Below are 20,703 nucleotides of genomic sequence, written 5' to 3'. Positions count from 1 at the left end.
AAACTCCTTGCCTCATCCTTCAGAACAGAAAGCTCGCCGACAGGTGCCACATGCCGCTCCACCGGGTCGTGCTTTCGTCCGGCGGATCGATCACGATGCCGTAATCCATTGAAATGGAGAAATGCTTGCCGTCCGTTATGCGCAATCCGGGGCCGACGCTCGCCATCTCAACGCCGACCGTTTCGCCGGCCAGCGGTTTGTTGCGCCGGACCTGGCCGCGGTCATAGAAAACAAGCAGGCGCGACTGGACGGAGGAGACACCGACCAGCCGGAGCAGATCCGGCGAATATGCTTCGAGGCTCCCCGCATAGCCGTAATCGTTGGCGTACTCCCGCTCCAGGAATCCGCGGACCGAATTAGCCCCCCCGATACCGAACTGTTCGCCCGCCACCAGGGCGTTTTCCGTATACTGTCCATTGACCACGGCCCGCAGGCGCCAGTCTCCGGGCGGCGTGAGCATGAAATTCCCGCCGTACCGGAGGATCGTGTATTCCATGGAGGACCCGGCACGGGCGCTCTCGAAGTTGGTTTTTCCGTCCCGGCCGTCCCAGCTGCCGGCAAGGTTCTGAACGCCCGTGATGTAAAAGCCGGCGGAATAATTGATCCGGCTCAGCGTCCCGGTATAAGTAAGGCTCAGTGGGTGCACCGTAATGTCGTGTCCCAGCTGGTATCCGAGATATTGAACGTCGTTCTCAAACGCCTTGTAGTCCAGTCCAAGGATCAGCTTTTGTTCGTAATCGCCGATCCGGGTGAGATTCTGGTTGTATCGAAGCGCCAGTACGGTCCCCTTCCCGCTGATGCCCATATTGTAGGAAGCAACATTCACACTGCCAGAATCCACGTTCGAATGGGCGACGACCAGGTCCACGGAAGAACCCAGCGAATAAAGGGGAACATGGTAACCGAGACCGAAAATATTGACGTCTTTGAGGTTTTCCGGTGATGTTATGTATTGAAGCGCCAGGACATGATCCAGATTTGCGATGTTGGTATGCTGGAGGAGGAACCCCATGCGCGACCGGCCGGAGTATTTGTCCCCGGAGTTGTCCAGGGACATGCCCATCCTCCAGGGCTTCTCGTCCTTCACGGTAACGGTCGCATCGATCTCCTGTGCTCCGCTGTTTTGGAATTTCAGATCCGTCTTTTTGGCAGGATTCTCGTTAGCCAGTTTCAGGCTCTGGGACAGGGCGTCCACATCGGGTGTTTTCCCGGTATGTAAGGCAGGGAGGCTTCTCAGGATATTCTGCTCATTAAAAAAACGGTTCCCCTGTACGGTGATTTTTCCGATGCGGTATTCGATGACCTTCAGTTGAATCACGCCGTCATGCATCTCCTGCTCCGGCAGAACAACGGCCACCATGTTGAATCCGCCGCTTCGATAAGCTTTTTCGAGCGCCTCCAACGCCTCCTGAACGGTTCCAAAGTCTCTGTCCCTGCCTGTGAAGGGGGCGAGGATGGCTTCCAGTCTGTCCGCGGGAAGAATCGTATTCCCCTGTACCTGGTAATTTCTGATTTCGAAGTGGGGGCTGACCGTATCGGACTGATTGGCGGCAAAGGAGACAAAAGGGAAGAGAAAGACAATCACCCAGGACAAATGCCGAATCAAACGCATCTTGAAATCTCCACGGATGGCTTGGATTGATTGTATTGAAAGGTGGCGACGCATCCGAAGTAAAGAACCGCTCCTTTGTTCAGATAGCCTGCCTTGGTTGCTACTGTATTATTGTTCGAGGGCCTACATATATGTCAAAATACAATAAAAGAACAATAGGCATTTTTACGCTTGTTAACATTTCATATGGCCCTGGATTCCTCAACGCTCGAACCGCGGCCGGGGTCCCACGGCTACCCTCTTTGTCGGTGATGCCGGTTCTCCCTTGACAGGGACGCCGCCGGCCTGTTTTACTCCAAAATCCCATCAGTCCGTGGATTCCCGGGTCTCGACGGGCTCGGTCCGGCCGGATGACAAGAAAGGATATCGAGGAGACGGTGGCTCATATGAATGGAAAACCGTTTGCCGAGGGCGGCGGGGGGATCACGGCCATGGACGCCGTCGATCTGTCGCGGGCCATCCACGGGAAGCAGGTCTCCTGCCGGGAGGTCATGGAGGCCTTCCTCGCCCGGATCGACCGTCTCAATCCGGAGGTCAACGCCATCGTCTCCCTCCAGGACCGGGAGGGGCTTCTCGGTCAGGCGGATGAGCGGGATCGTCAGATTGCCCGGGGAGAATACCTGGGCTGGATGCACGGATTTCCCCAGGCTCCCAAGGATCTGGCCCTGACCGCCGGCATTCCCACCACCCTCGGGTCGCCGATCCTGAAAGACAACATCCCTCTCCAGGATGCGTTCATCGTCGAGCGGGCCAGGCGGAGCGGCGCGATCGTCATCGGCAAGACAAACACCTCGGAGTTCGGTCTGGGCTCGCAGACCTACAATAAAGTCTTCGGCCCGACCCTGAACGCTTTCGACCGGACGAAAACGGCTGGCGGAAGCAGCGGAGGCGCGGCGGTTGCCCTGGCCCTGCACATGCTTCCCGTCGCCGACGGCAGCGACATGATGGGCTCCCTGCGCAACCCAGCGGCCTACAACGACGTCTTCGGCTTCCGCCCCTCCTTCGGCCGCGTTCCCTACGGCCCGACCCTCGACGTCTTCTACCAGCAGCTGGCAACGGAGGGCCCCATGGCCCGGAACGTCACGGACCTCGCCATGCTCCTGTCCGTGCAGGCCGGTTTCGATTCCCGGGCCCCCCTTTCCCTCCGGGAGGACCCGGATATCTTCACCCGGTCCCTGGAGAGGGATTTCAAGGGAGTCCGGGTGGCCTGGATGGGGGATGTCGGCGGCCATCTGGCCATGGAGCCGGGCGTCCTGGACCTGTGCGGCAGGGCCTTGAAGATCTTCGCGTCCATCGGTTGCATCGTGGAGGAGGCCCTCCCCGCTTTTTCTCCCGAGCGCCTGTGGGAGACATGGCTGACCCTGAGGGGATTCCTGATCGCGGGGATCGCCGGCCCCTTCTACCGCGTTCCCGAGTGGCGGGCCCTGATGAAGCCGGAAGCCGTCTGGGAAGTGGAAAACGGCCTGGACATCAAGGGCGATGCCGTCTACCAGGCCACCGTCGACCGGAGTGCCTGGTACCTTGCCCTCGACACCCTGTTCCGGAAATACGAATACCTGCTCCTGCCCAGCGCCCAGGTGTTTCCGTTCGACGCCGGGTTGCACTGGCCGAAGGAAATCGCCGGAAAGACGATGGACACCTACCACCGCTGGATGGAGGTGGTGATCGGGCCGACCCTGGCCGGACTGCCGACGATCAGCGTGCCCGTCGGTTTCAATAACGACGGACTTCCCATGGGCATGCAGGTCATTGGAAAACCGGGGGCGGACCTTGCCGTCCTCCAGCTTGCCTTTGCATACGAACAGGCTGCGGACCGGGTCCGGCCGAAGCGATAACGAGAAGTCACTTCTTAACGTTCTGTTACCACTGTTTTCTTTGATCCAATAAATGCGAGGAGATCCATATGTCCATGGCCCTCCGTCCCATCGAAGAGGAAATCGTGTTCCTCAAGGCTATAAAAGAGATCATTGATTCCATGGTTAATCGTGAGATCTTGACCGTGCAAGGAACAGATCCGGACTCCGATATCCTGTTCCATAGCAGGTTGCATCAGCGGTTGTTCAATGTTCTCCTGGTGGACTTCCTGTCGAAAACAGGCAACAGGGCGCTGGTCGGGCAGAGCACATATTTAGGGGCTTTGCAGGCCATCGTGGCGAATCCGGTCTTCTCGGTTGATGATTCCGTTGCCTCCCTGCGCGGTACCGTAATGGAATTCACTGGCTGGCTCGCTCAGAAAATCAGCGTGGATGTTTCCCTCCCGTCCATCGATAAACAGGCAACGATTCGGATTTCAAGGCTGACCTTTCTGAAAATGTGCGGGAACATATCCAAACACAACATACTCAGATTGGGTCATGTGGTAGAAGAGCTTCAGCAGACACTGACTGAGAACGGCGTCTGCATTGATATGGAAGATGCAATGCTGGCGCTGGATGATTTTTATATCCGGTTTCATGACGATATATTCAATTATCATGGCAGTACCATTGCCGAATATCTCAGCAACATTCGCTGGGGAATTTACGAGTACCTGCAGCCGGAGTACCGGCGGAGCCTGGTCTGGGAGGCGAAAGGCTATCCGATGTATCGCTATGACTACCCGGACGGCTTGACCAATAAGTACGTTCAGCAATGTTTTGCGAGTCTCATGGATGAGGTCCGTCAGGAGCCGTTCCTGCGTCGTTTTACAGTCACAAAATGGTTGAGGGTCAGATACTGACCCATTGCTTCCAACGAAGAGCCAACGGGGGATTCAATGAATCAAGATACCGTTCAATCGCATAGTGCTTTTGTCGGTTACATCCTGTGGATCTTCGGTTTCACCGGATCCCACCGGTTCTATTTTGGAAAGCCCGTCTCGGGGACGATCTGGTTCTGCACTCTCGGCCTCCTGGGAATCGGTTGGCTCATTGATGTTTTCTTCATTCCTTCCATGGCGCGCGAAGCGAACCTGCGGTTCGTGGAAGGGAAGATCGACTACAATGTTGCCTGGATTCTGCTCACGTTTGTCGGTGTGCTCGGGATTCACCGCATGTACATGGGAAAGTGGATCACGGGCATCCTGTATCTCTGCACGCTGGGGATTCTGGGAATCGGGTACATCTACGATTACTGGACCCTCAACGACCAGATCGCGGTGATCAATCGTTCGGATAACCCAACCTGACCGGACCTGTCCAAAGGAGGGAATCATGTTCGAAAACCTGAGCAGGGAGCAGTTGGAAGCGATCCTCGACGCATTGCCCATGGAGTTCATCTTCGTCGATAACAAGGAATGCCTGCAGTACGCGAATAAGGGGGAAAAGCGGTCTAGGCCCTCCTCGCCCGACCTGATCGGCAAGGACATCCGGGCCTGCCACCAGCCGGAGAGCCTCCCCATGCTGGAGCAATTCATCGACAACCTGAAAACGAGCAAAAAGGACGAGGAAGACTTCTGGATCTTGTTCCCGGGTCAGAAGATCCTGAACCGGTTCCTGGCCGTTCGGGACAAATCCGGGAAATACCTCGGGCTGGTTGAATACCTTCTGGACTTCAAGGCGATGGAGGAACTGGCGGAAGCGAAGAAGGACGCTCACAAGCGGGATTATTCGACTCCGCCGCCCAGTCAGGAATAATATGACGAAAGACGGCGGGAGTTCAGAACAGTCAATGTTTCAGATGGCAAGGGGGTGCTGTTATGGTCGTCATCACCAGCCAATATGTCAAACCCGTCGAGGTTCTCGATGCCCTCCTCTCCGAGCATCGGGCTTTCCTGGATGTTCACTACAAGCATGGAAAATTCGTGTGTTCCGGTCCCCAGGTCCCGAGAGTGGGCGGAGTGATCATTGCGAACGTGGGAATCGAGGAAGCGAAGGAGATCATGAAGCAGGATCCGTTCACCGTTCACGGGGTTTCCGAGTACCGGTTCATCGAGTTCGATCCCGTCAAGTATGATGAGCGGTTTTCCTGTTTCGTTTCCTGACATTCCAGAATCAAGGGGGGTATAACATGGCAGCGGATCCGGGAATCGGGAAAAGGGTCGTCGCCAGGGCGTTAGCATCAAGGGAGAATGCATCCGCCGTGCCCCGATCCCGGAAACCTGGTAACCCTGGAATGGAAGAGATTTGAGCGTTGATAAAGGAGGATGCGCCCGTGAACGTGCTGGTCGAAAAGAAGGACAGTATCTGTACGGTCATCATCAACAGGCCGGAGAGCCGGAATGCCGTCGACCGGAAAACGGCAGAAGAGCTCGTCGCGGCCTTCGAGGAGTTCGAGCGGGACGACAGCCAGCTCGCCGCCGTCCTGTGGGGCCGGGGAGGAAACTTCTGCGCCGGGGCGGACCTCAAGGCCATAACAAGCGGGGATTTGAACAACATCAACAGCCTGGATTGGGACATGTCCAGGCCCGGTCCGCTGGGTCCCAGCCGCATGACGACGACGAAGCCCGTCATCGCAGCCGTAGCGGGACATGCCGTGGCGGGGGGACTGGAGCTGGCCTGCTGGTGCGACCTGCGGGTCGTCGAGCGGGACGCCTATTTCGGGGTCTTCTGCCGGCGCTACGGCGTTCCCCTGATCGATGGCGGCACCCAGCGATTGCCCCGGCTGATCGGCATGAGCCGTGCCCTGGACATGATCCTCACGGGACGACCGGTTGGTGCGGAGGAGGCCTTTGCCATGGGGCTCGCCAACCGGCTCGTGGAGCCGGGCAAGGCCCGGGAGAAAGCGGAGGCGCTGGCCGCCCAGATTGCCGCCTTTCCCCAGATCTGCATGCGCAGCGACCGGCTGGCCGTATACCGCGGATTCGACCTTCCCATGGACGAGGCGATGGTTCTGGAATTCCGACAGGGTATGGACGTGCTCGCCAGCGGGGAGGTTCTGGAGGGTGCGAAGCGCTTTTCCGAGGGAATCGGAAAGCACGGCCGTTTCTGACGGGCGGTGCAGGTTTCCGGGGATCTTCCCGGGAAATGAGGATTGGACGGGTTCCGGCAGACGTTTGCCGCTGAACCGCGAAAGGGAGGGATTCCATGAAGGCGCTTCCACGCGACAGTCGGAACGATTATTCCCGCGACATGGCCGCGCAGCGGCGTGCGGCGGTCTCGGAGGCGACCGGAGCGGAGCTGGTCCACACCGGCAGCTACTCCATCGATCCTTCCCTCCTGCCGGGAAACATCGAGAGCTTTTGCGGCGTCGCCCAGGTCCCGATGGGGTTCATCGGTCCTCTTCTCGTGCGGGGGGAGCATGCGCAGGGGGAGTTTTACGTGCCCATGGCCACGACGGAGGGAACGCTGCTGGCGAGCTACAACCGCGGCATGAGCCTGACCCGTCGGGTCGGCGGCGTCCTGACCACGGTGATCGACGATGCCATGCAGCGGGCGCCGGTTTTCGTGTTTCAGGACGCCCGTGCGGCTCGGGATTTCGGGCTCTGGGTGGAAGCCCGGTTCGAGCGGATCAAGGCCGTCGCCGAGGAAACCACACGATCGGGGAAGCTGCGCAACATTGAGCAGTACGCCCTGGGAAAGATACGCTGGCTGCGGTTCAATTTCACCACCGGCGACGCCGCCGGGCAGAACATGGTGTCCAAGGCCGTCCGTCATGCCTGCCAATGGATACTGGAAGAGAAGCCCCCGGGACTCGAGCATTTTTCCCTGGCCGCGAATTTCGACACCGACAAGAAGCACTCGCGCCTGAACAGCCTCCACAGCCGGGGCAAGCGCGTCGTCGCCGAAATCGTCCTGCCCGTATCCATGCTCGGCGAGGTGATGCACGTCCGCGGCGAGGAGCTGTTCCGTCAGAGGCAACTGGCCAACATGGGGGCGCTCCTGGCCGGCTCCGCCAACAACGGACTCCACTTCGCCAACGGCATCACCGCCCTGTTCATCGCCTGCGGCCAGGATGCGGCCAATGTGGCGGAATCGCATGCCGGCTATGTCCACAGCGAGCTGAGGGACAATGGCGATTTCTATTTCTCCGTCACCATTCCCTCGCTGATCGTGGCCACGTACGGCGGAGGCACGGGGCTGCCCACGCAGAGGGAGTGCCTGGACGTGCTGGGCTGCTACGGGGCGGGAAAAGTGAACAAGTTTGCGGAGATCGTTGCCGCAACCGTGCTGTGCGGCGAGATTTCGCTGGCCTCCGCCATTGCAGCGGACCAGTGGGTATCCAGCCACGACCGATTGGGCCGCAACCGCCCGTAACGCCACTGGAAGCGGCGGTCCATTTCGCGGTCTTTCTTTGCCGTCGGGCTTGTCTTCCGAAATCCCAAAGACAAGAGCCTTATCATCGAGCCCGATGATTCAATCATCGAGGCATTGCTGTAATCATGAATTACATGAATCGGCAGACAGGATTGTTCCTGTTATCCGTTGACATGCTGAAAAGCACTCCCTATACTCCGCGCACCGTTACGGAGAAAGGGTCAGAATGAAGCAATTATTGAGTCTTGCCGGTAAGTTTCTTTACTTTTTGATGGGGTGGAAATTTGAACCGCTCCCGCATTATTTTTCTCGCAAGCATGTGATTATCGGTTTTCCCCATACGTCTAACATGGATACGGTCAGAGCATTCATTGGGTACAGGATCGTAAAACGTACCGGGCATATCATGATCAAGAAGGAATGGTTCTTCTGGCCGATGTCGATGGTCTTCAAAATCGTCGGAGGCATACCGGTCGATCGCCAATCGTCCCGGGGCGCCGTGGAGCAAATGGCCGATATTTTTAAAGAAAGGGATGAGTTTCTTCTGGCCATCGTGCCGGAGGGAACGCGCAAGGATGTAAAGACAATCAAGACGGGTTTCTGGCACATTGCCAAGGCTGCCGATGTTTCTATTATCTGCTGGTTTTTGGATAATAAGAACAAAAAGACTCGTTGGCTGGGCGAGATCGTTCCCGGTGAGAATATGATGGATGACTTGGTCCGGATCCGAGATATCTATGAGAGGGCTGGTTACCGGTTTCCTCTGGAAGCCGTATAAACGGGCCAAGCGAATGAACGGCACAGCCAATATCTTTGCCGACATTCCGGATCTAATCCAGGAAGAGCTTTTCACGCCCATCCTTCATTCAGCCGGATGCCGCATTGAAAGAATCGTTTCCCGGGGGCATCGTTCTCCGGAGGGGTTTTGGTACGACCAGGATGAAGACGAATGGGTGGTCCTGCTGAAGGGGAGCGCCGCGTTGCGGTTTAAGGACAGGGACGAGTTTGTGACTTTGAAACCGGGGGATCACATCCTCATCGAAAAGAATCGGCGGCACCGCGTCGAATGGACGGACCCGGGCGGGGAAACCGTGTGGCTCGCCGTTTATTATCGATGATAGAGGCTACGGGAGTCTCTCGTGATGCCGGGAACACCCGGTCCATTTTTTTAGATGCGAATCTTTCTCCGGAGAGCCCGGCCCCCGGGACGAGGAACGGGCGTCTTCCGCCGTTCACTGGAGGCCCCTCTTCCTGAGAAAGCTCTGTGCCTGATGGTTTCCCAATTCCGCGGCTTTTTTCATGCTTTCGATGGCCTGCTCTTTCTTGCCCAGTTTTAGAAGTGCCCTTCCCCGCTGCAGAAACGCCCAGGAAAACGTCGGATCGAATTCGATCGTCCCGTCTCTTCATCGTCGCCTGGTTGTTTTATTTTGGGGCATCGAAGCGCCGCCCCTTTTAAAACCACTCGATTGTGTTCATTTCAAGACGATCTCCGGTGAATTTCGAATCGACATTGTCGAAAGGCTCGATCGTGGACCGGGCAGGCAATATGACAAGAAAGACAAAACTTTACATCACGGTTTAATTCCGTTATTAAAAACGGGCAATAATGATTTGAGCATGATTCTATATGGCATGTGCCTTCTTGTTCCGCGAATGATTCCATGAGCTGTCAGAGACAGCCATTCACCCGAAGGCATGTTACGGCGTATCCGGTAACTCCCGCAAAGAGTCCATTCCGTATCCAGGCAATTCCCTGCTTTTGTTTCCAGCCATCTTTAGTTTGTTCCGATGGAGAAGGTTCATCATGAAGGAAAGCGAAAGAATCGCGGAACTGAACTGCGAGATATCCGTCCTGCGGCAGAGAATCAGGGACTTGGAGCAGTCTGAAGCAGGGTGCAGACGAGCGGAAGAGGTGCTGCGGATCTCCGAGGCCGCCTTGGAGAACGTCATTGAGAACTGCCCATCGGCCATCTGGATCTCTGACGATAAAGGGACGATGATCCGGATGAACCAGGCGTGCCGGGACCTGATACGGGTAACGGACGAAGAGCTGGTCGGGAAATACAATGTCCTGGAGGACAACATTGTCGAACAACAGGGTGCGATGCCCCTGGTGAGAAGCGTCTTTGAAAAAGGAGAGACCGTTCGTTTCACCCTTCAATATGACAGCGCGCAGCTTCGTCCGATTCAACTGGGAACAACCACGCAGAGAGTCGTAGAAGTGACGATATCCCCGGTCCTGGATTCGCAGGGTCATATCATCCACGCAATCATCCAGCATCTGGACATCACCGAGCAGACGGCCAGTTCGCAGCAGATTCGGCAGCTCAGCAACGAGCAACGGGCTGTCCTGAACACCATCAGCATGGGGATATGCTTCGCCAAAAATCGAATCGTACAATGGGTCAATCCCATGTTCGCCAGAATGTTTGGTTATGAACTCGACGAATTGTGGGGAGTGGATACGTCCATCTTCTATGCGGACCCGGAAGATTACCGGCGCGTGGGCAAAGAAGGGTATGCCCGGATCAGCAAGGGCGATATTTATACGACGGAAGCACGCATGAAGAAAAAGGACGGTACTCCTCATATCCTGTGCGAAATTACAGGTCAGGCCCTCAATCCCCGGGACCTGGAGGAAGGTTCCATCTGGGTGCTCCATGACATCACCGAACGCAAGCAGGCGGAGGAACAGCTCCTGGAGAGTGAGGAAAGGTTCCGCCGCCTCGCCAATGCTGCGCAGGAAGGAATCATCATTCAGCAGGGCGGCACCATACTCGAGGCCAACGAATCGGCCTGCAGGATGTTCGGCTTCGAACTTTCTGAGGCTGTCGGGCGCAACGTGCTCGATTTTCTGGATCCCAAGTCGGTGACACCCGCCGTGAAGATGCTCGGGCAGGAAGAGACATATGTCGAGGCACTGGGACTCAGGAAGGACAAAACCGTTTTTCCCCTGGAGCTGTTCGGAAAGACGATCATGCTTCGGAATGGAAAGGCCTGGATCATCGCCGCCCGGGATCTCTCCAAGCAAAGGCATGCAGAGGAAGCACTGCGGAGCAGCGAAGAGCGATTCAAGCGGCTGGTACAGAACTCCAATGACATCATCGCCGTGATCGATGAAAACGGCGTGCTGACCTCCGTCAGCGAATCGGTGGAGAGGATTCTCGGTTATCAGGTGGAGAACCTGATCGGTGTGAATGCTTTCGATTTCATCCACCCGGATGACCTGCAAATGACACGTCAGGTTTTATCCGAGACGGTAGTGCAGAAAACCGGTACTACGCATTGGGCGGAATTTCGATTCCGGCGCCGGGACAGAAGCTGGGCCGTCATGGAATCCGTGGCAACGAATCTGCTGAAGGATCCCGTCGTCAGGGGAATCGTGCTGAACGTCCGGGATGTCACCGAGCGAAAAAATGGGGAGCAGGAGAACCAGAAACTCCAGGGACAGCTTCAGCAAGCCATGAAAATGGAAGCGGTGGGACGGCTGGCGGGCGGGGTGGCCCATGACTTCAACAATCTGCTCACGGTCATCACCGGATATCTCGACCTGGCCCGGATTAAACTCAAGCCGCCGGACCCGCTGCTCAGATCCATCAACGGGATCCACAAGGCGGCCGAAAGCGCTGCGGCCCTGACCAGGCAACTGCTCGCGTTCTCGCGCCGGCAGATCATCGAACCGAAGGTTGTGAACCTCAACGATCTGGTCGGCAGTCTGGTGAAGATGCTGACCCGCCTGATCGGCGAGGATGTGGCGCTCGAGACCGTTCTCGATACAAAACTCGGTTCCGTCAAGGTGGATACCGGTCAATTCGAGCAGGTCCTGGTGAACCTGTCGGTCAATGCCCGCGACGCCATGCCGGACGGAGGCAGGCTGGTCATCGAGACGTCGAACTGCGACCTGGACGAAGAATACTGTTCCCGTCATCCGGAAGTGCGGCCCGGAAAGTATGTCCTCCTGGCCGTGAGCGATACGGGACATGGTATGAGCGACGAGGTTAAGCAGCATCTCTTCGAGCCGTTCTTTACGACGAAATCCAAGGGACAGGGAACCGGCCTGGGGCTGGCCACGACCTTCGGCGTCGTCAAACAGGCGGGAGGAACCATCGAGGCGTATTCGGAGCTTGGCCGGGGGTCGACCTTCAAGATCTATCTGCCGAGAGTCGAAGAGCGGGCCGAGCGCCTGGTCAAGGAGGCTCCCGACCGGAAAACGGCCCGGGGAAGCGAAACGGTGCTGCTGGTGGAGGACGACGAAAGTGTACGCGACATGGCGCTGAACATCCTGGAGCATCTTGGATATAATGTGCTTACTGCCGCCAACGGAGGTGAGGCGCTCCTGTTGATGGAAAAGCAGGGCGACGATATCGATATGCTCATGACGGACGTGGTGATGCCGGGGATGAACGGCCGGGAGTTGGCCGAGCGGCTGATTGGAATCAAGCCTGAGCTGAAAGTTCTGTTCACATCGGGATACACGGAGAACGTGATCGTTCATCATGGCATCCTGGACAGCAACCTGAATTTCATCGGGAAACCCTATTCCCTGCAGGCCCTGGCGCGGAAGATGAGGGAGGTTTTGGGACCGGGCAAGACATGAAAGGATTTAAGGGTACGCGGGCATAATGGCATTCAGGAAGACCTTCGGTTTGGGGATTCTATTTCTGTTGGGGATCGCGGTGATCGTGTCCTTGATTTTCCTGAGGATGCCTGCCAAGCCGTGCCGGGAACCTCTCACCTATCGTATTGTCCAGGTTGACGGGCAGTTCGGTCTCACCCATTCCGATTTTGCCCGGGCGGCTGGAATGGCGGCGGACGTTTGGGCGAAGGCCCTGTCCCGTGAGCTTTTTCGCGAGGATCCCAAGGGTACGATCGGGATCAGCCTCATCTACGACTATCGCCAGGAAACGACGGAAAAACTGAAACAGATCCATTCCCGGATGGAGGGTACAAAAGAATCCCTGGGCGGCATGAAGATGCGCTATGAAAGCCTGAAGTCGGAATTCGATCGCAAACGAGCATCCCTTGACAGCGATCTCCAAGCCTACAACGCCAGGGTCAGCGCCTTCAACGCCGAGATTGACTCATGGAACCGCCGGGGCGGCGCTCCCGAGACGCACCGCAGCCGACTGGCCGCGGAGAAGAGCGAACTGGCCGCCCTTGGCGAGAGTCTCAGGATCCGCCAGGATGAAGCCGGGAGGATGGCGAACGAACTCAACGGCATGGTGCTTGGCATCAATGAAGTCGTCGGCAGGCAGAATCAGGATGTTGACCATTACCGGGATGTTGGCAGCCGGTTGGGAGGCGAATTCCAGGAGGGATATTTCAAGAACAGGGAGGGCAGGCAATCCATAACGATCTACCACTATGACAACGAAGCCAGACTGGTCCGGCTGCTGGTTCACGAGTTCGGACACGCATTGGGGCTGGACCACAGCAACAACCCCGATGCGGTCATGTACCGGCTGAACCGATCCGACGCGGCCGAGCTGACGGCGGATGACATCGCCGCCCTGACGGCGAGATGTGAAAGCAGGTAAATCCCGGCGCATTCCCTCCGGCCGGTAAGTCGTTGGTTATTGACAGGATTCAGGCATTAGGTTATGGGTGGCTCGGCATAAGCGGATGATTTCGGAGTCATCGTTATAAGCGGTTCGGCATTCTTGGGACAGGCGTTCATTCACCCGGCCATGGAGCGTGAATGACGCTGCGAATCCCGATTTCCGGCAAGGAGGATAGGATGGACAAATACCAGGAACGCTTGTCTGTTGGAACATACGATGGTGCAATTATCGAAGGTACGGCTTTATTGTATAATAAGAGCCGGTTGTCGGAGCTTTTCAATGATGAGACCGCCCGTTTCATCGTGATGGATGATACGCTGGATGATTCCGGACGAACAAAAGAAAGAATTTATTTAAATAAGGACCTGATCATCTGGGCTGCACCGAAAGAAGTGAAGCATAGTTCGCAGAATACCATGTTCGGCGCTACTGAGTATGTGGAAGTATTTATGAAAACCATCAAGAACGTCATCATCGAGGGGAGAATCAACCTTCAGGTATTTGGCAATATATTTGATATGTTGAGGTATACGGGGACGGCGCCGTTCATTGTGTTGATCAATGCCCGGGATACGAACGGCGAATTGCGTCATACGCTGTTCGTCAATAAGTCGGCGATCATTCAGATAGAATGTAGCGTTTCATAAAAGGAAGGGAGCATATTCGGGTGCGCTTGCCACCGACGGCGGTCTTCCCCGGCAAGGCGGGCTGGCGTTAAGTCTCCCAAGAGCACGGCCTCCCATATCCCGAACGGAAGATTGAATGAAGACCGGAATGCACCGCCATCTGGAGACCTGCATCCAAAAGAAACCCACCCGCTATGCGGCACCCGGGATGGCCGTTCCGCTCATCAAGTTTCGTAAAATGATGATGCGCCTCGGGGGATCCTGAAACGTGATCGGAACGCCAAAGCGGCCATTGCCGACCCCGCAATGATCGCCCCGCTTTGCGGCCGCCGATCTCCATTGACACCCGCAGGCCTTTCCCGTATCCTCCCGCCTTGGCAAAGGCGCTTCCTGCCCGCGGCAACAAAGGCGAATCCTTCGCGTAGACCATCCGCCCTCTCGAAAAGTGCCCGAGTCCGGAGAAACGCGAGCATAGTCCTTGTTCCCGTCAGGAAGGCGTTTCGGAGGGGAATGAGTTTATACCATCCATACGAAGAAGGAGAAAAACCATGCTGGGACTCATCGCGAAACTGAAAATCAAGGAAGGCAAAATGGAGGAGGCCCTCGGTCTGTTCAAGGGACTGGTGAAGGACGTGAAGACGGAGGAAGGAACCCTCTCCTACACCGTCAACAAGGACACGGCTGACCCCAGCGTGATCGTCGTCGTGGAACGTTACAAGGATGCCGATGCGCTGACGGTCCATTCATCCACGCCCCATTTTGCCGCTTTCTCCAAGCAGATCGCCGGTCTTCTCGACGGCAGGATGGAAATGAGCATCCTGGAAGAGGTGGCGTCGATTTTATAGGCAAGGGACGGCGACGGCGACCCGTCGCTGCACCCTCAGAATCCGTGCAGACAATCCGAGGCCCGGTTCCGGCCCCGTTCATGGCCTGAGCGGGGCCGCGGGCTGTGTCCCTCTTCCGGAATGGCGGAGCCCCTGTCGATTCCGTCTCCAAGCCCCGCACAGAACCCTGGACGGTGAACATTCGTCTCCCCGCCTGCAGGAAATAACCATTGCGGAAACGTCCGCTAAACTTCCCGACTGGATAGCGCCGGTTCCGCCGATTCACCGGAATAATGCTGCTGCGGGAACCGATGGATCGCAACACAAGGTGAAATTCGACATGAAGGGCATTCTTCTTAACGGCTTTTAAGGCATCAGGCGCAAAACGATGTTGGACCGAAAAACGGCGGACGATCTGGGCAACGGAAAAATAGGAAGTCTTCTGCTTCAATACTCCATCCCCGCCATCATCGGGATGGTCGCCTCGTCCCTGTACAATATCATCGACCGGGTATTCATCGGGCAGGGCGTGGGGGCACTGGCCATCTCCGGTCTGGCGATCACCCTTCCCATCATGAACATGGCCGTGGCCTTCGGCGCCTGGGTCGGTATCGGCGCCTCCGCCATGGTTTCCATCCGGCTGGGAGAGAAAAAGGGCGGTGAGGCCAACCTGATCCTGGGCAATGCCCTCGTCCTCAACATCCTCATCAGCATCGCCTTTTCCGTCATTGTCCTGATCTATCTCGACCGGATTCTGTACCTGTTCGGCGCCAGCCGGGACACGCTTCCCTATGCAAGGGAATTCATGCAGATCATTCTGGTCGGCAACATTTTCACCCATATCTACTGGGGCCTGAACAGTATCATGCGGTCTTCCGGCTATCCCCGGAAAGCGATGGTGACGACTCTGGTCACCATCGGGATCAATCTCTTGCTGGCACCTCTGTTCATCTTCGCATTCCGGTGGGGCATCCGGGGAGCCGCTGCGGCGACGGTTCTGTCGCAGGTCGTGGGAACCGTCTGGGTCGTCCTTCACTTCATGAGCGGGAAGAGCCAGGTGCATTTCGAGCGCGGGCGCATGGGGCTCAGGGCCAACATCGTCAGGGACATCCTGTCCGTGGGAATGCCGTCGTTTCTGCTGCACTTCTGCGCATGCTTCATCATCATCGTCCTGAACCTGAGGCTGGTGTTGTACGGGGGGGACTTTGCCGTCGGGGCTTTCGGCATCATCAACAGCATCGTGATGTTCTTTATCATGGTTGTAATCGGCCTCAACCAGGGGATGCAGCCGATCGTCGGCTACAACTACGGTGCGCATCAGAGCGAGCGGGTTTTCAGGGCATTTCGGTATACCGCCATCGCGGCAACCTGTATCACGGCCATCGGTTTCCTGATGGGAGAGCTCATTCCCGGGCTGATCGCACGCGCGTTTACGACCCACCAGGAATTGATTGACCTGTCCACAACGGGCATGCGGATCGTTCTCGTGATGTTTCCCCTGGTGGGCTTTCAGATGGTCACGTCCAACCTGTTCCAATCCATCGGCAAGGCAAAGACCGCCATTTTTCTCTCCCTTTCCCGGCAGGTCATGTTTCTGATTCCGCTGCTCTTCATCCTTTCCCATGCCTTCGGACTCGAGGGCGTCTGGCTGGCCTTGCCCGCATCGGATGTCCTGGCATCCCTGCTGACGCTGGTTGTGTTGAAGATGCAGATGGGGAAAATACGGTCTGAGTGCTGGCAGCCTTCGGTGAAGATCGGGGATTCCCTGGAGTGTAAACCTGCCCGTGCCCGGGTGGGCTGAAGATAGCCGCAGGATAACCCGTCAATGGGGTTGCACGGTGTGGGATGTGGCCCGGAATCCAGTACGAGGAGTCAGGGCCGGGGGGCGAAAACTTCGATTTCGTTCGATATGGTTGCGGCAGGCATTTTCGGAAACGGCCGGTCGCAGAAGTCGATTTTGATCCTGTATCTCCCGGGCGATAGATCTGCGGGCAGATCGAGATAGATGAAACGGGAGGTCTTCCGGTCTTCAATCCGGAGGCACCGTGGATTTCCCGAATCCTGAAGAAGCCTTGCCTCCGCCTCGGCAGCGACCGTTTCAATTTTTTCCCGGGTCGTGACGAGCGCGGCGGCTGGTTTGATCCCGAAACCGAAATTGCTCACGGAAGAGAAGGAGAGCCGCACGGGGTCGCCCGGCCGATACCGGTCGTAATCCGTGGAAAGATAGATTGCCCGGTTGTAGGCGCTTGCCTTGGTCTTCGTCTTGGAGGTTGCCGCCTCCCAGAACCGCGGCCTCGCCGAGTCCAGGTGAACGGACGCCCCCCCGTAGTGGCCCACTCCGCAGCAGTCCCGGCTCCGGATCAGCTCCCACAATTCCTTGCCATCGACTCCCTCGATATAAAAATCGATCGCCATTCCGTCCAGGTGCTGGCTGGTCCTGGCGGCGTTTGCGCCTGCGCTCCGGATACCGGCGTTGTACTCGGGACTCCTGTAGCCCGATTGCAGCATGATTGCCTTTCCCGGGGCAGCCAGGTCGGAGAAGTAATCCAGCATGAAAATGAGGCGGGGGGAGATGTGCTCCCCTTTTCCCCGGGTGGGAAACGAGAAGACCTCGTCGATCATGGCGAATCCGCCCTCGTTGAGGGATCCGTCGACGGTGAGAAGATCCGCACGGACCTCTTTGCCGTTCCATGCATTTTTGATGTGAATCTTCCCGTCACCCATGAGAAAGAAGCGGCCCTGTCCGTCCTCTGCTCCCTGTGCCGGGCCGGCGGGAAGAAGGATAAGACAGATAACGACGATACTGAATAACGTGCGCATGAAGCCCGATGCCTTTCCGTTCCGGAATCCTTGTTTCTCCGCGGTTGCATGGACCGGAGAAAAAATCAATGAATCCTTCTATGCTTAAGTGTTCCCGGAGCCACGCTCGACTTGTCCGGCGAATCGTGTCTCTCCTGTGTGTCCCGAACCTTTCCGCTTCACCATGCAACGACTGGGACTGTTTTCCTATCCTCCCTCCGGAAGATCCGCAAGGCTCAAAAAATCTTATCATCTAAGGACCATAAAATCCACGAACCCTCTGCCGGCGATTATCCCGTTGCATTGCCCTGCCTTTCCGCTATAACGATGAAACCTACACTCTTTCGTTGGCGTCACAGATAAGAAGGGTTTTTCCTGTGGGTGGAGCGTTAGTCATCCGGGGTGCCGATCGTGTCGAATGTATTCATATTTACAATGGATGGTCCGGCGGGTGAGGGGCAAGCAGGCATGTCGAAGGGTGCCGTTCGCGATCTCTTGACCCTGTCTTCTCTGATTCACGACGAAGCGCTGTTCGGGGATCTGAAGCGGTCCTACCCCGACGAAACCTGCTACTTCTGGGGGATACAGGAGAGAAAAGGCGACAACCTTGCAACCTGGAATTCGATGGCGGCGGGGGACCTTGTCCTCGGCTACCACGAGCGATCCATTGTTTCCGCGTCTTATGTCCTGGTCAAGACGAACAATCCGACGCTGGCAAAAGAATTGTGGGGTAGGGATTCGGAAGAACCGTTCGGATTGATCTGCTTCACGGACAAGCCCCATGTGGGAGACGTCCCGATCGTCCCGCAGATGTCCCGGTACATCGATCCCGAGTACCACGGATTCGTGATGCTCCCTCCCGAAAAGGTCGGGAACATGGTCGGCGACTATGGTTCCATCGAGACCTTCGTCCAGCTTTGCCTGGGGTATGACTTTCCCTTCAGCCTGCGCCATACATGAGAGGCAAGGCGCTCTGCTAACCTGATTGTGATCGTTCCTTCCGCCTTTCCTTCAGCCATGAAATCCACGGCACCGCTCCGAAAACCACCGCCAGCAGGCATGGGATTCCCAGCATCAGCAAGAAAAAAAGGGACCAGCCGGAAACGTAGGAAGAGTCATGGCCGGGCACACTCCCGGAAACCAGGACTCCTTGCTTCATCACGATCAGGAAGCCGGCCAGTCCGGCGAGAAAGACAATGGCCGACAATCCCAGCTTCAATATCTTTAATGCATGGACAACAGGCTCATTCATCGTCCGTCTACCACCTCGTAATCTGAAAACTTGCAGATTCCCCATCAGCTTCCGGTCATAAAATCACTGACCCTCCAACGGCGATTTCCCATTACAATAACATGTTTTTCCGCTATAACGATGCATCCTTTATTATTTCATAGGCATCGCATATGGGAAGGTCTTTCCATCTTACAATCGTCAGTGTGTTTTTATCTGTCTTTATCCTCTGCGCCATTCCGATCGCTGTCCCGGCCGAGACCGTCCGGAACATCCCCTCTGTGGACGTCTATTTCTCCCCCCGCGGAGGCTGCACCCGGGCCATCGTGACGGAGATCGACAACGCTCGCTCGGAGATCATGATCCAGGCCTACTCTTTCACCTCCGCCCCGATCGCGAAGGCGCTCGTCAACGCCCACAAACGGGGTGTGAAAATTGTGGCGATCCTCGACAAGAGCCAGCGAAGCCGGGAATACACCTCCGCCTCGTTCCTGGTCCATGCCGGGATTCCCGTCTACATCGACAGCGACCACGCCATCGCCCACAACAAGGTCATCATCATCGACGGGAATACGGTAATCACCGGCTCGTTCAATTTCACGAAAGCGGCGGAGGAGAAGAATGCCGAGAACCTGCAGATTATCCGTTCAACGGACGTGGCGCGACTGTACCTCAAGAATTTCGACCGCCATATGGCACATTCGGAGTTCTATCGGTGATACGTCCTTCATGCCCCTGTGAAAAGCCGGAATCCCCACATCGCCGCCATTCCGACGGCGATCGTCGCCCAGACATTCTTCGTGCGCCAGGCCACGAAAACGGCGACAATCCCCGCCAGCAGTTTCGGATTCAGCGGAGACAGGTTGACCGCGCCGTTCTGGATCATGATCTCGGGCAGCGTGATGGCCGACAGGACCGCGACCGGCACGAAGGTCAGCATGCGCTGAAACCACTGCGGCATGTTTACGCGGCCGTGAATGGCGATGAAGGACAGACGCGTAAGGAACGTGACGATCCCGCAGGCGGCGATGGCCGCCCATATGGTCAGCGTTGCATCCATCGTTTTTCCATCCATGTGAAAACTGCCATTCCCACCGCAATGCCCGCCATCGAAGCGACGATATAAGCCAGTTTGTACGGAAGCATGAAGGCGACAACCCCGCTGACGGCGGCCACGAGAGCGGCTGTCACGTGGGCGCGGTTCTTTATCATGGGCACCACGATCGCAATGAACGTCAGCGGCAGAGCGAAGTCGAGGGACCACTCGGGCGGCACACGCGCACCGATAAAGATACCGATGGCGGTGCTCAACTGCCAGGACGCCCAGAGTGTAAGGCCCGCGCCGAACAGGAACCAGTGCCGTTTCGCCCCGTCGCCCGCCTGGTGGAAATGCGCGATGCTGACCGCGTAGGCCTCGTCGGTCAGCAGGTACGAGAGGAGCGCCTTCCAGGAAGGAGACAGGTGTTCGAGGAACGGTGCGACCGATGCGCTGTACAGCAGGTGGCGCAGATTCACGACGAAAACGGTGAGAATGAGGACCAGCGGGGGCGTGGAGGCGACGATGAGCGGCGCCGCGATGAATTGCGCCGATCCCGCGAAGATCACCGACGACATGGCCTGGGCGACCGTTGCGGGCACGCCTACCTGGACGGCGAGGGCGCCGTAGATCAATCCGAAGGGAACGACGCCGAGCAGGAGCGGCAACTGGGCGCGAACGCCGGAAAAGAATTCGAAGCGGGAAGAATTCATGGGAGAAGATATGTGCATCCGGGAGAACCGGGGAACGTGGATTCGTCGAGAGAAATCGCGCGAATCATTTAGTTTTATTTGGAATTTCTCGTTCGGCGACTATACGGGGAACAATCCGGTATGTCAAC

At 57.0% G+C, this 20,703-nt stretch carries 22 protein-coding genes; 16 read left to right on the top strand and 6 right to left on the bottom strand.

Features of this window, described 5'->3' with window-relative positions:
- Positions 1–19: 19 nt before the first annotated feature.
- Entirely contained in the window at positions 20–1,612 is a 1,593-nt protein-coding gene (locus HPY65_17490) for a ShlB/FhaC/HecB family hemolysin secretion/activation protein (protein ID NPU86276.1), read from the bottom strand.
- A 386-nt stretch (positions 1,613–1,998) separates the two neighbouring features.
- On the opposite strand from HPY65_17490, the gene HPY65_17485 reads away from it, so the two are divergent.
- The 9 genes from HPY65_17485 (at position 1,999) to HPY65_17445 (ending at position 8,903) form a co-directional block, all read left to right on the top strand.
- The gene (locus HPY65_17485) at positions 1,999–3,447 is read left to right on the top strand and encodes an amidase (GenBank protein NPU86275.1); all 1,449 of its coding nucleotides are present in this window, start codon (positions 1,999–2,001) and stop codon (positions 3,445–3,447) included.
- Positions 3,448–3,515: 68 nt separating this feature from the next.
- Positions 3,516–4,331, top strand: coding sequence for a hypothetical protein (locus HPY65_17480; protein ID NPU86274.1), 816 nt, complete (start codon positions 3,516–3,518; stop codon positions 4,329–4,331).
- A gap of 36 nt (positions 4,332–4,367) precedes the next feature.
- Positions 4,368–4,778, top strand: a complete 411-nt coding sequence (locus HPY65_17475) for a TM2 domain-containing protein (protein NPU86273.1) — start codon at positions 4,368–4,370, stop codon at positions 4,776–4,778.
- A gap of 25 nt (positions 4,779–4,803) precedes the next feature.
- Positions 4,804–5,226, top strand: a complete 423-nt coding sequence (locus tag HPY65_17470; protein NPU86272.1) for a hypothetical protein — start codon at positions 4,804–4,806, stop codon at positions 5,224–5,226.
- Positions 5,227–5,288: 62 nt separating this feature from the next.
- Entirely contained in the window at positions 5,289–5,573 is a 285-nt protein-coding gene (locus HPY65_17465) for a GTP cyclohydrolase (protein NPU86271.1), read from the top strand.
- A gap of 170 nt (positions 5,574–5,743) precedes the next feature.
- Entirely contained in the window at positions 5,744–6,520 is a 777-nt protein-coding gene (locus HPY65_17460) for a crotonase/enoyl-CoA hydratase family protein (protein NPU86270.1), read from the top strand.
- Positions 6,521–6,615: 95 nt separating this feature from the next.
- Positions 6,616–7,785 carry a hydroxymethylglutaryl-CoA reductase gene (locus HPY65_17455; protein NPU86269.1) on the top strand — a complete coding sequence of 390 codons (1,170 nt, stop codon included), beginning with the start codon at positions 6,616–6,618 and terminating at the stop codon, positions 7,783–7,785.
- Between the two features lie 226 nt (positions 7,786–8,011).
- Positions 8,012–8,563, top strand: a complete 552-nt coding sequence (locus HPY65_17450; GenBank protein NPU86268.1) for an acyl-phosphate glycerol 3-phosphate acyltransferase — start codon at positions 8,012–8,014, stop codon at positions 8,561–8,563.
- 13 nt (positions 8,564–8,576) lie between these two features.
- The gene (locus tag HPY65_17445; GenBank protein ID NPU86267.1) at positions 8,577–8,903 is read left to right on the top strand and encodes a cupin domain-containing protein; all 327 of its coding nucleotides are present in this window, start codon (positions 8,577–8,579) and stop codon (positions 8,901–8,903) included.
- 114 nt (positions 8,904–9,017) lie between these two features.
- Here HPY65_17445 and HPY65_17440 read toward each other — a convergent pair whose 3' ends face one another.
- A complete protein-coding gene (locus HPY65_17440) occupies positions 9,018–9,176 on the bottom strand; it encodes a hypothetical protein (protein NPU86266.1) in 159 nt (52 codons plus the stop codon).
- A gap of 413 nt (positions 9,177–9,589) precedes the next feature.
- Here HPY65_17440 and HPY65_17435 point away from each other — a divergent pair, with 413 nt between their 5' ends.
- The 5 genes from HPY65_17435 (at position 9,590) to HPY65_17415 (ending at position 16,597) form a co-directional block, all read left to right on the top strand.
- Positions 9,590–12,382, top strand: a complete 2,793-nt coding sequence (locus HPY65_17435) for a PAS domain S-box protein (protein ID NPU86265.1) — start codon at positions 9,590–9,592, stop codon at positions 12,380–12,382.
- Between the two features lie 49 nt (positions 12,383–12,431).
- Positions 12,432–13,322, top strand: a complete 891-nt coding sequence (locus HPY65_17430) for a matrixin family metalloprotease (protein NPU86264.1) — start codon at positions 12,432–12,434, stop codon at positions 13,320–13,322.
- A gap of 200 nt (positions 13,323–13,522) precedes the next feature.
- On the top strand, positions 13,523–13,993 hold the full coding sequence (locus tag HPY65_17425) for a hypothetical protein (GenBank protein NPU86263.1): 471 nt from the start codon (positions 13,523–13,525) through the stop codon (positions 13,991–13,993).
- A gap of 527 nt (positions 13,994–14,520) precedes the next feature.
- A complete protein-coding gene (locus HPY65_17420; protein ID NPU86262.1) occupies positions 14,521–14,817 on the top strand; it encodes an antibiotic biosynthesis monooxygenase in 297 nt (98 codons plus the stop codon).
- Between the two features lie 367 nt (positions 14,818–15,184).
- On the top strand, positions 15,185–16,597 hold the full coding sequence (locus HPY65_17415) for an MATE family efflux transporter (GenBank protein ID NPU86261.1): 1,413 nt from the start codon (positions 15,185–15,187) through the stop codon (positions 16,595–16,597).
- Between the two features lie 71 nt (positions 16,598–16,668).
- Here the strand turns inward: HPY65_17415 and HPY65_17410 are convergent, their stop codons facing one another.
- Positions 16,669–17,616 (bottom strand): DUF882 domain-containing protein, encoded by a 948-nt coding sequence (locus HPY65_17410; GenBank protein ID NPU86260.1) that lies wholly within the window; start codon positions 17,614–17,616, stop codon positions 16,669–16,671.
- A gap of 447 nt (positions 17,617–18,063) precedes the next feature.
- Here HPY65_17410 and HPY65_17405 point away from each other — a divergent pair, with 447 nt between their 5' ends.
- A complete protein-coding gene (locus tag HPY65_17405; protein NPU86259.1) occupies positions 18,064–18,555 on the top strand; it encodes a hypothetical protein in 492 nt (163 codons plus the stop codon).
- Positions 18,556–18,571: 16 nt separating this feature from the next.
- Here the strand turns inward: HPY65_17405 and HPY65_17400 are convergent, their stop codons facing one another.
- Positions 18,572–18,892, bottom strand: a complete 321-nt coding sequence (locus HPY65_17400; protein ID NPU86258.1) for a hypothetical protein — start codon at positions 18,890–18,892, stop codon at positions 18,572–18,574.
- A 107-nt stretch (positions 18,893–18,999) separates the two neighbouring features.
- On the opposite strand from HPY65_17400, the gene HPY65_17395 reads away from it, so the two are divergent.
- Positions 19,000–19,545 (top strand): phospholipase D family protein, encoded by a 546-nt coding sequence (locus HPY65_17395; GenBank protein ID NPU86257.1) that lies wholly within the window; start codon positions 19,000–19,002, stop codon positions 19,543–19,545.
- 8 nt (positions 19,546–19,553) lie between these two features.
- Here HPY65_17395 and HPY65_17390 read toward each other — a convergent pair whose 3' ends face one another.
- Positions 19,554–19,886, bottom strand: a complete 333-nt coding sequence (locus HPY65_17390) for an AzlD domain-containing protein (GenBank protein ID NPU86256.1) — start codon at positions 19,884–19,886, stop codon at positions 19,554–19,556.
- Complete coding sequence (locus tag HPY65_17385; protein NPU86255.1) at positions 19,871–20,593, bottom strand: AzlC family ABC transporter permease; 723 nt, start codon at positions 20,591–20,593, stop codon at positions 19,871–19,873. Before HPY65_17385 ends, HPY65_17390 begins: the two co-directional genes overlap by 16 nt.
- Positions 20,594–20,703: the final 110 nt, after the last annotated feature.

The organism is Syntrophaceae bacterium, assembly GCA_013177825.1.
Lineage (GTDB): Bacteria > Desulfobacterota > Syntrophia > Syntrophales > PHBD01 > PHBD01.
This window is presented reverse-complemented; position numbering and strand designations above follow the sequence as displayed.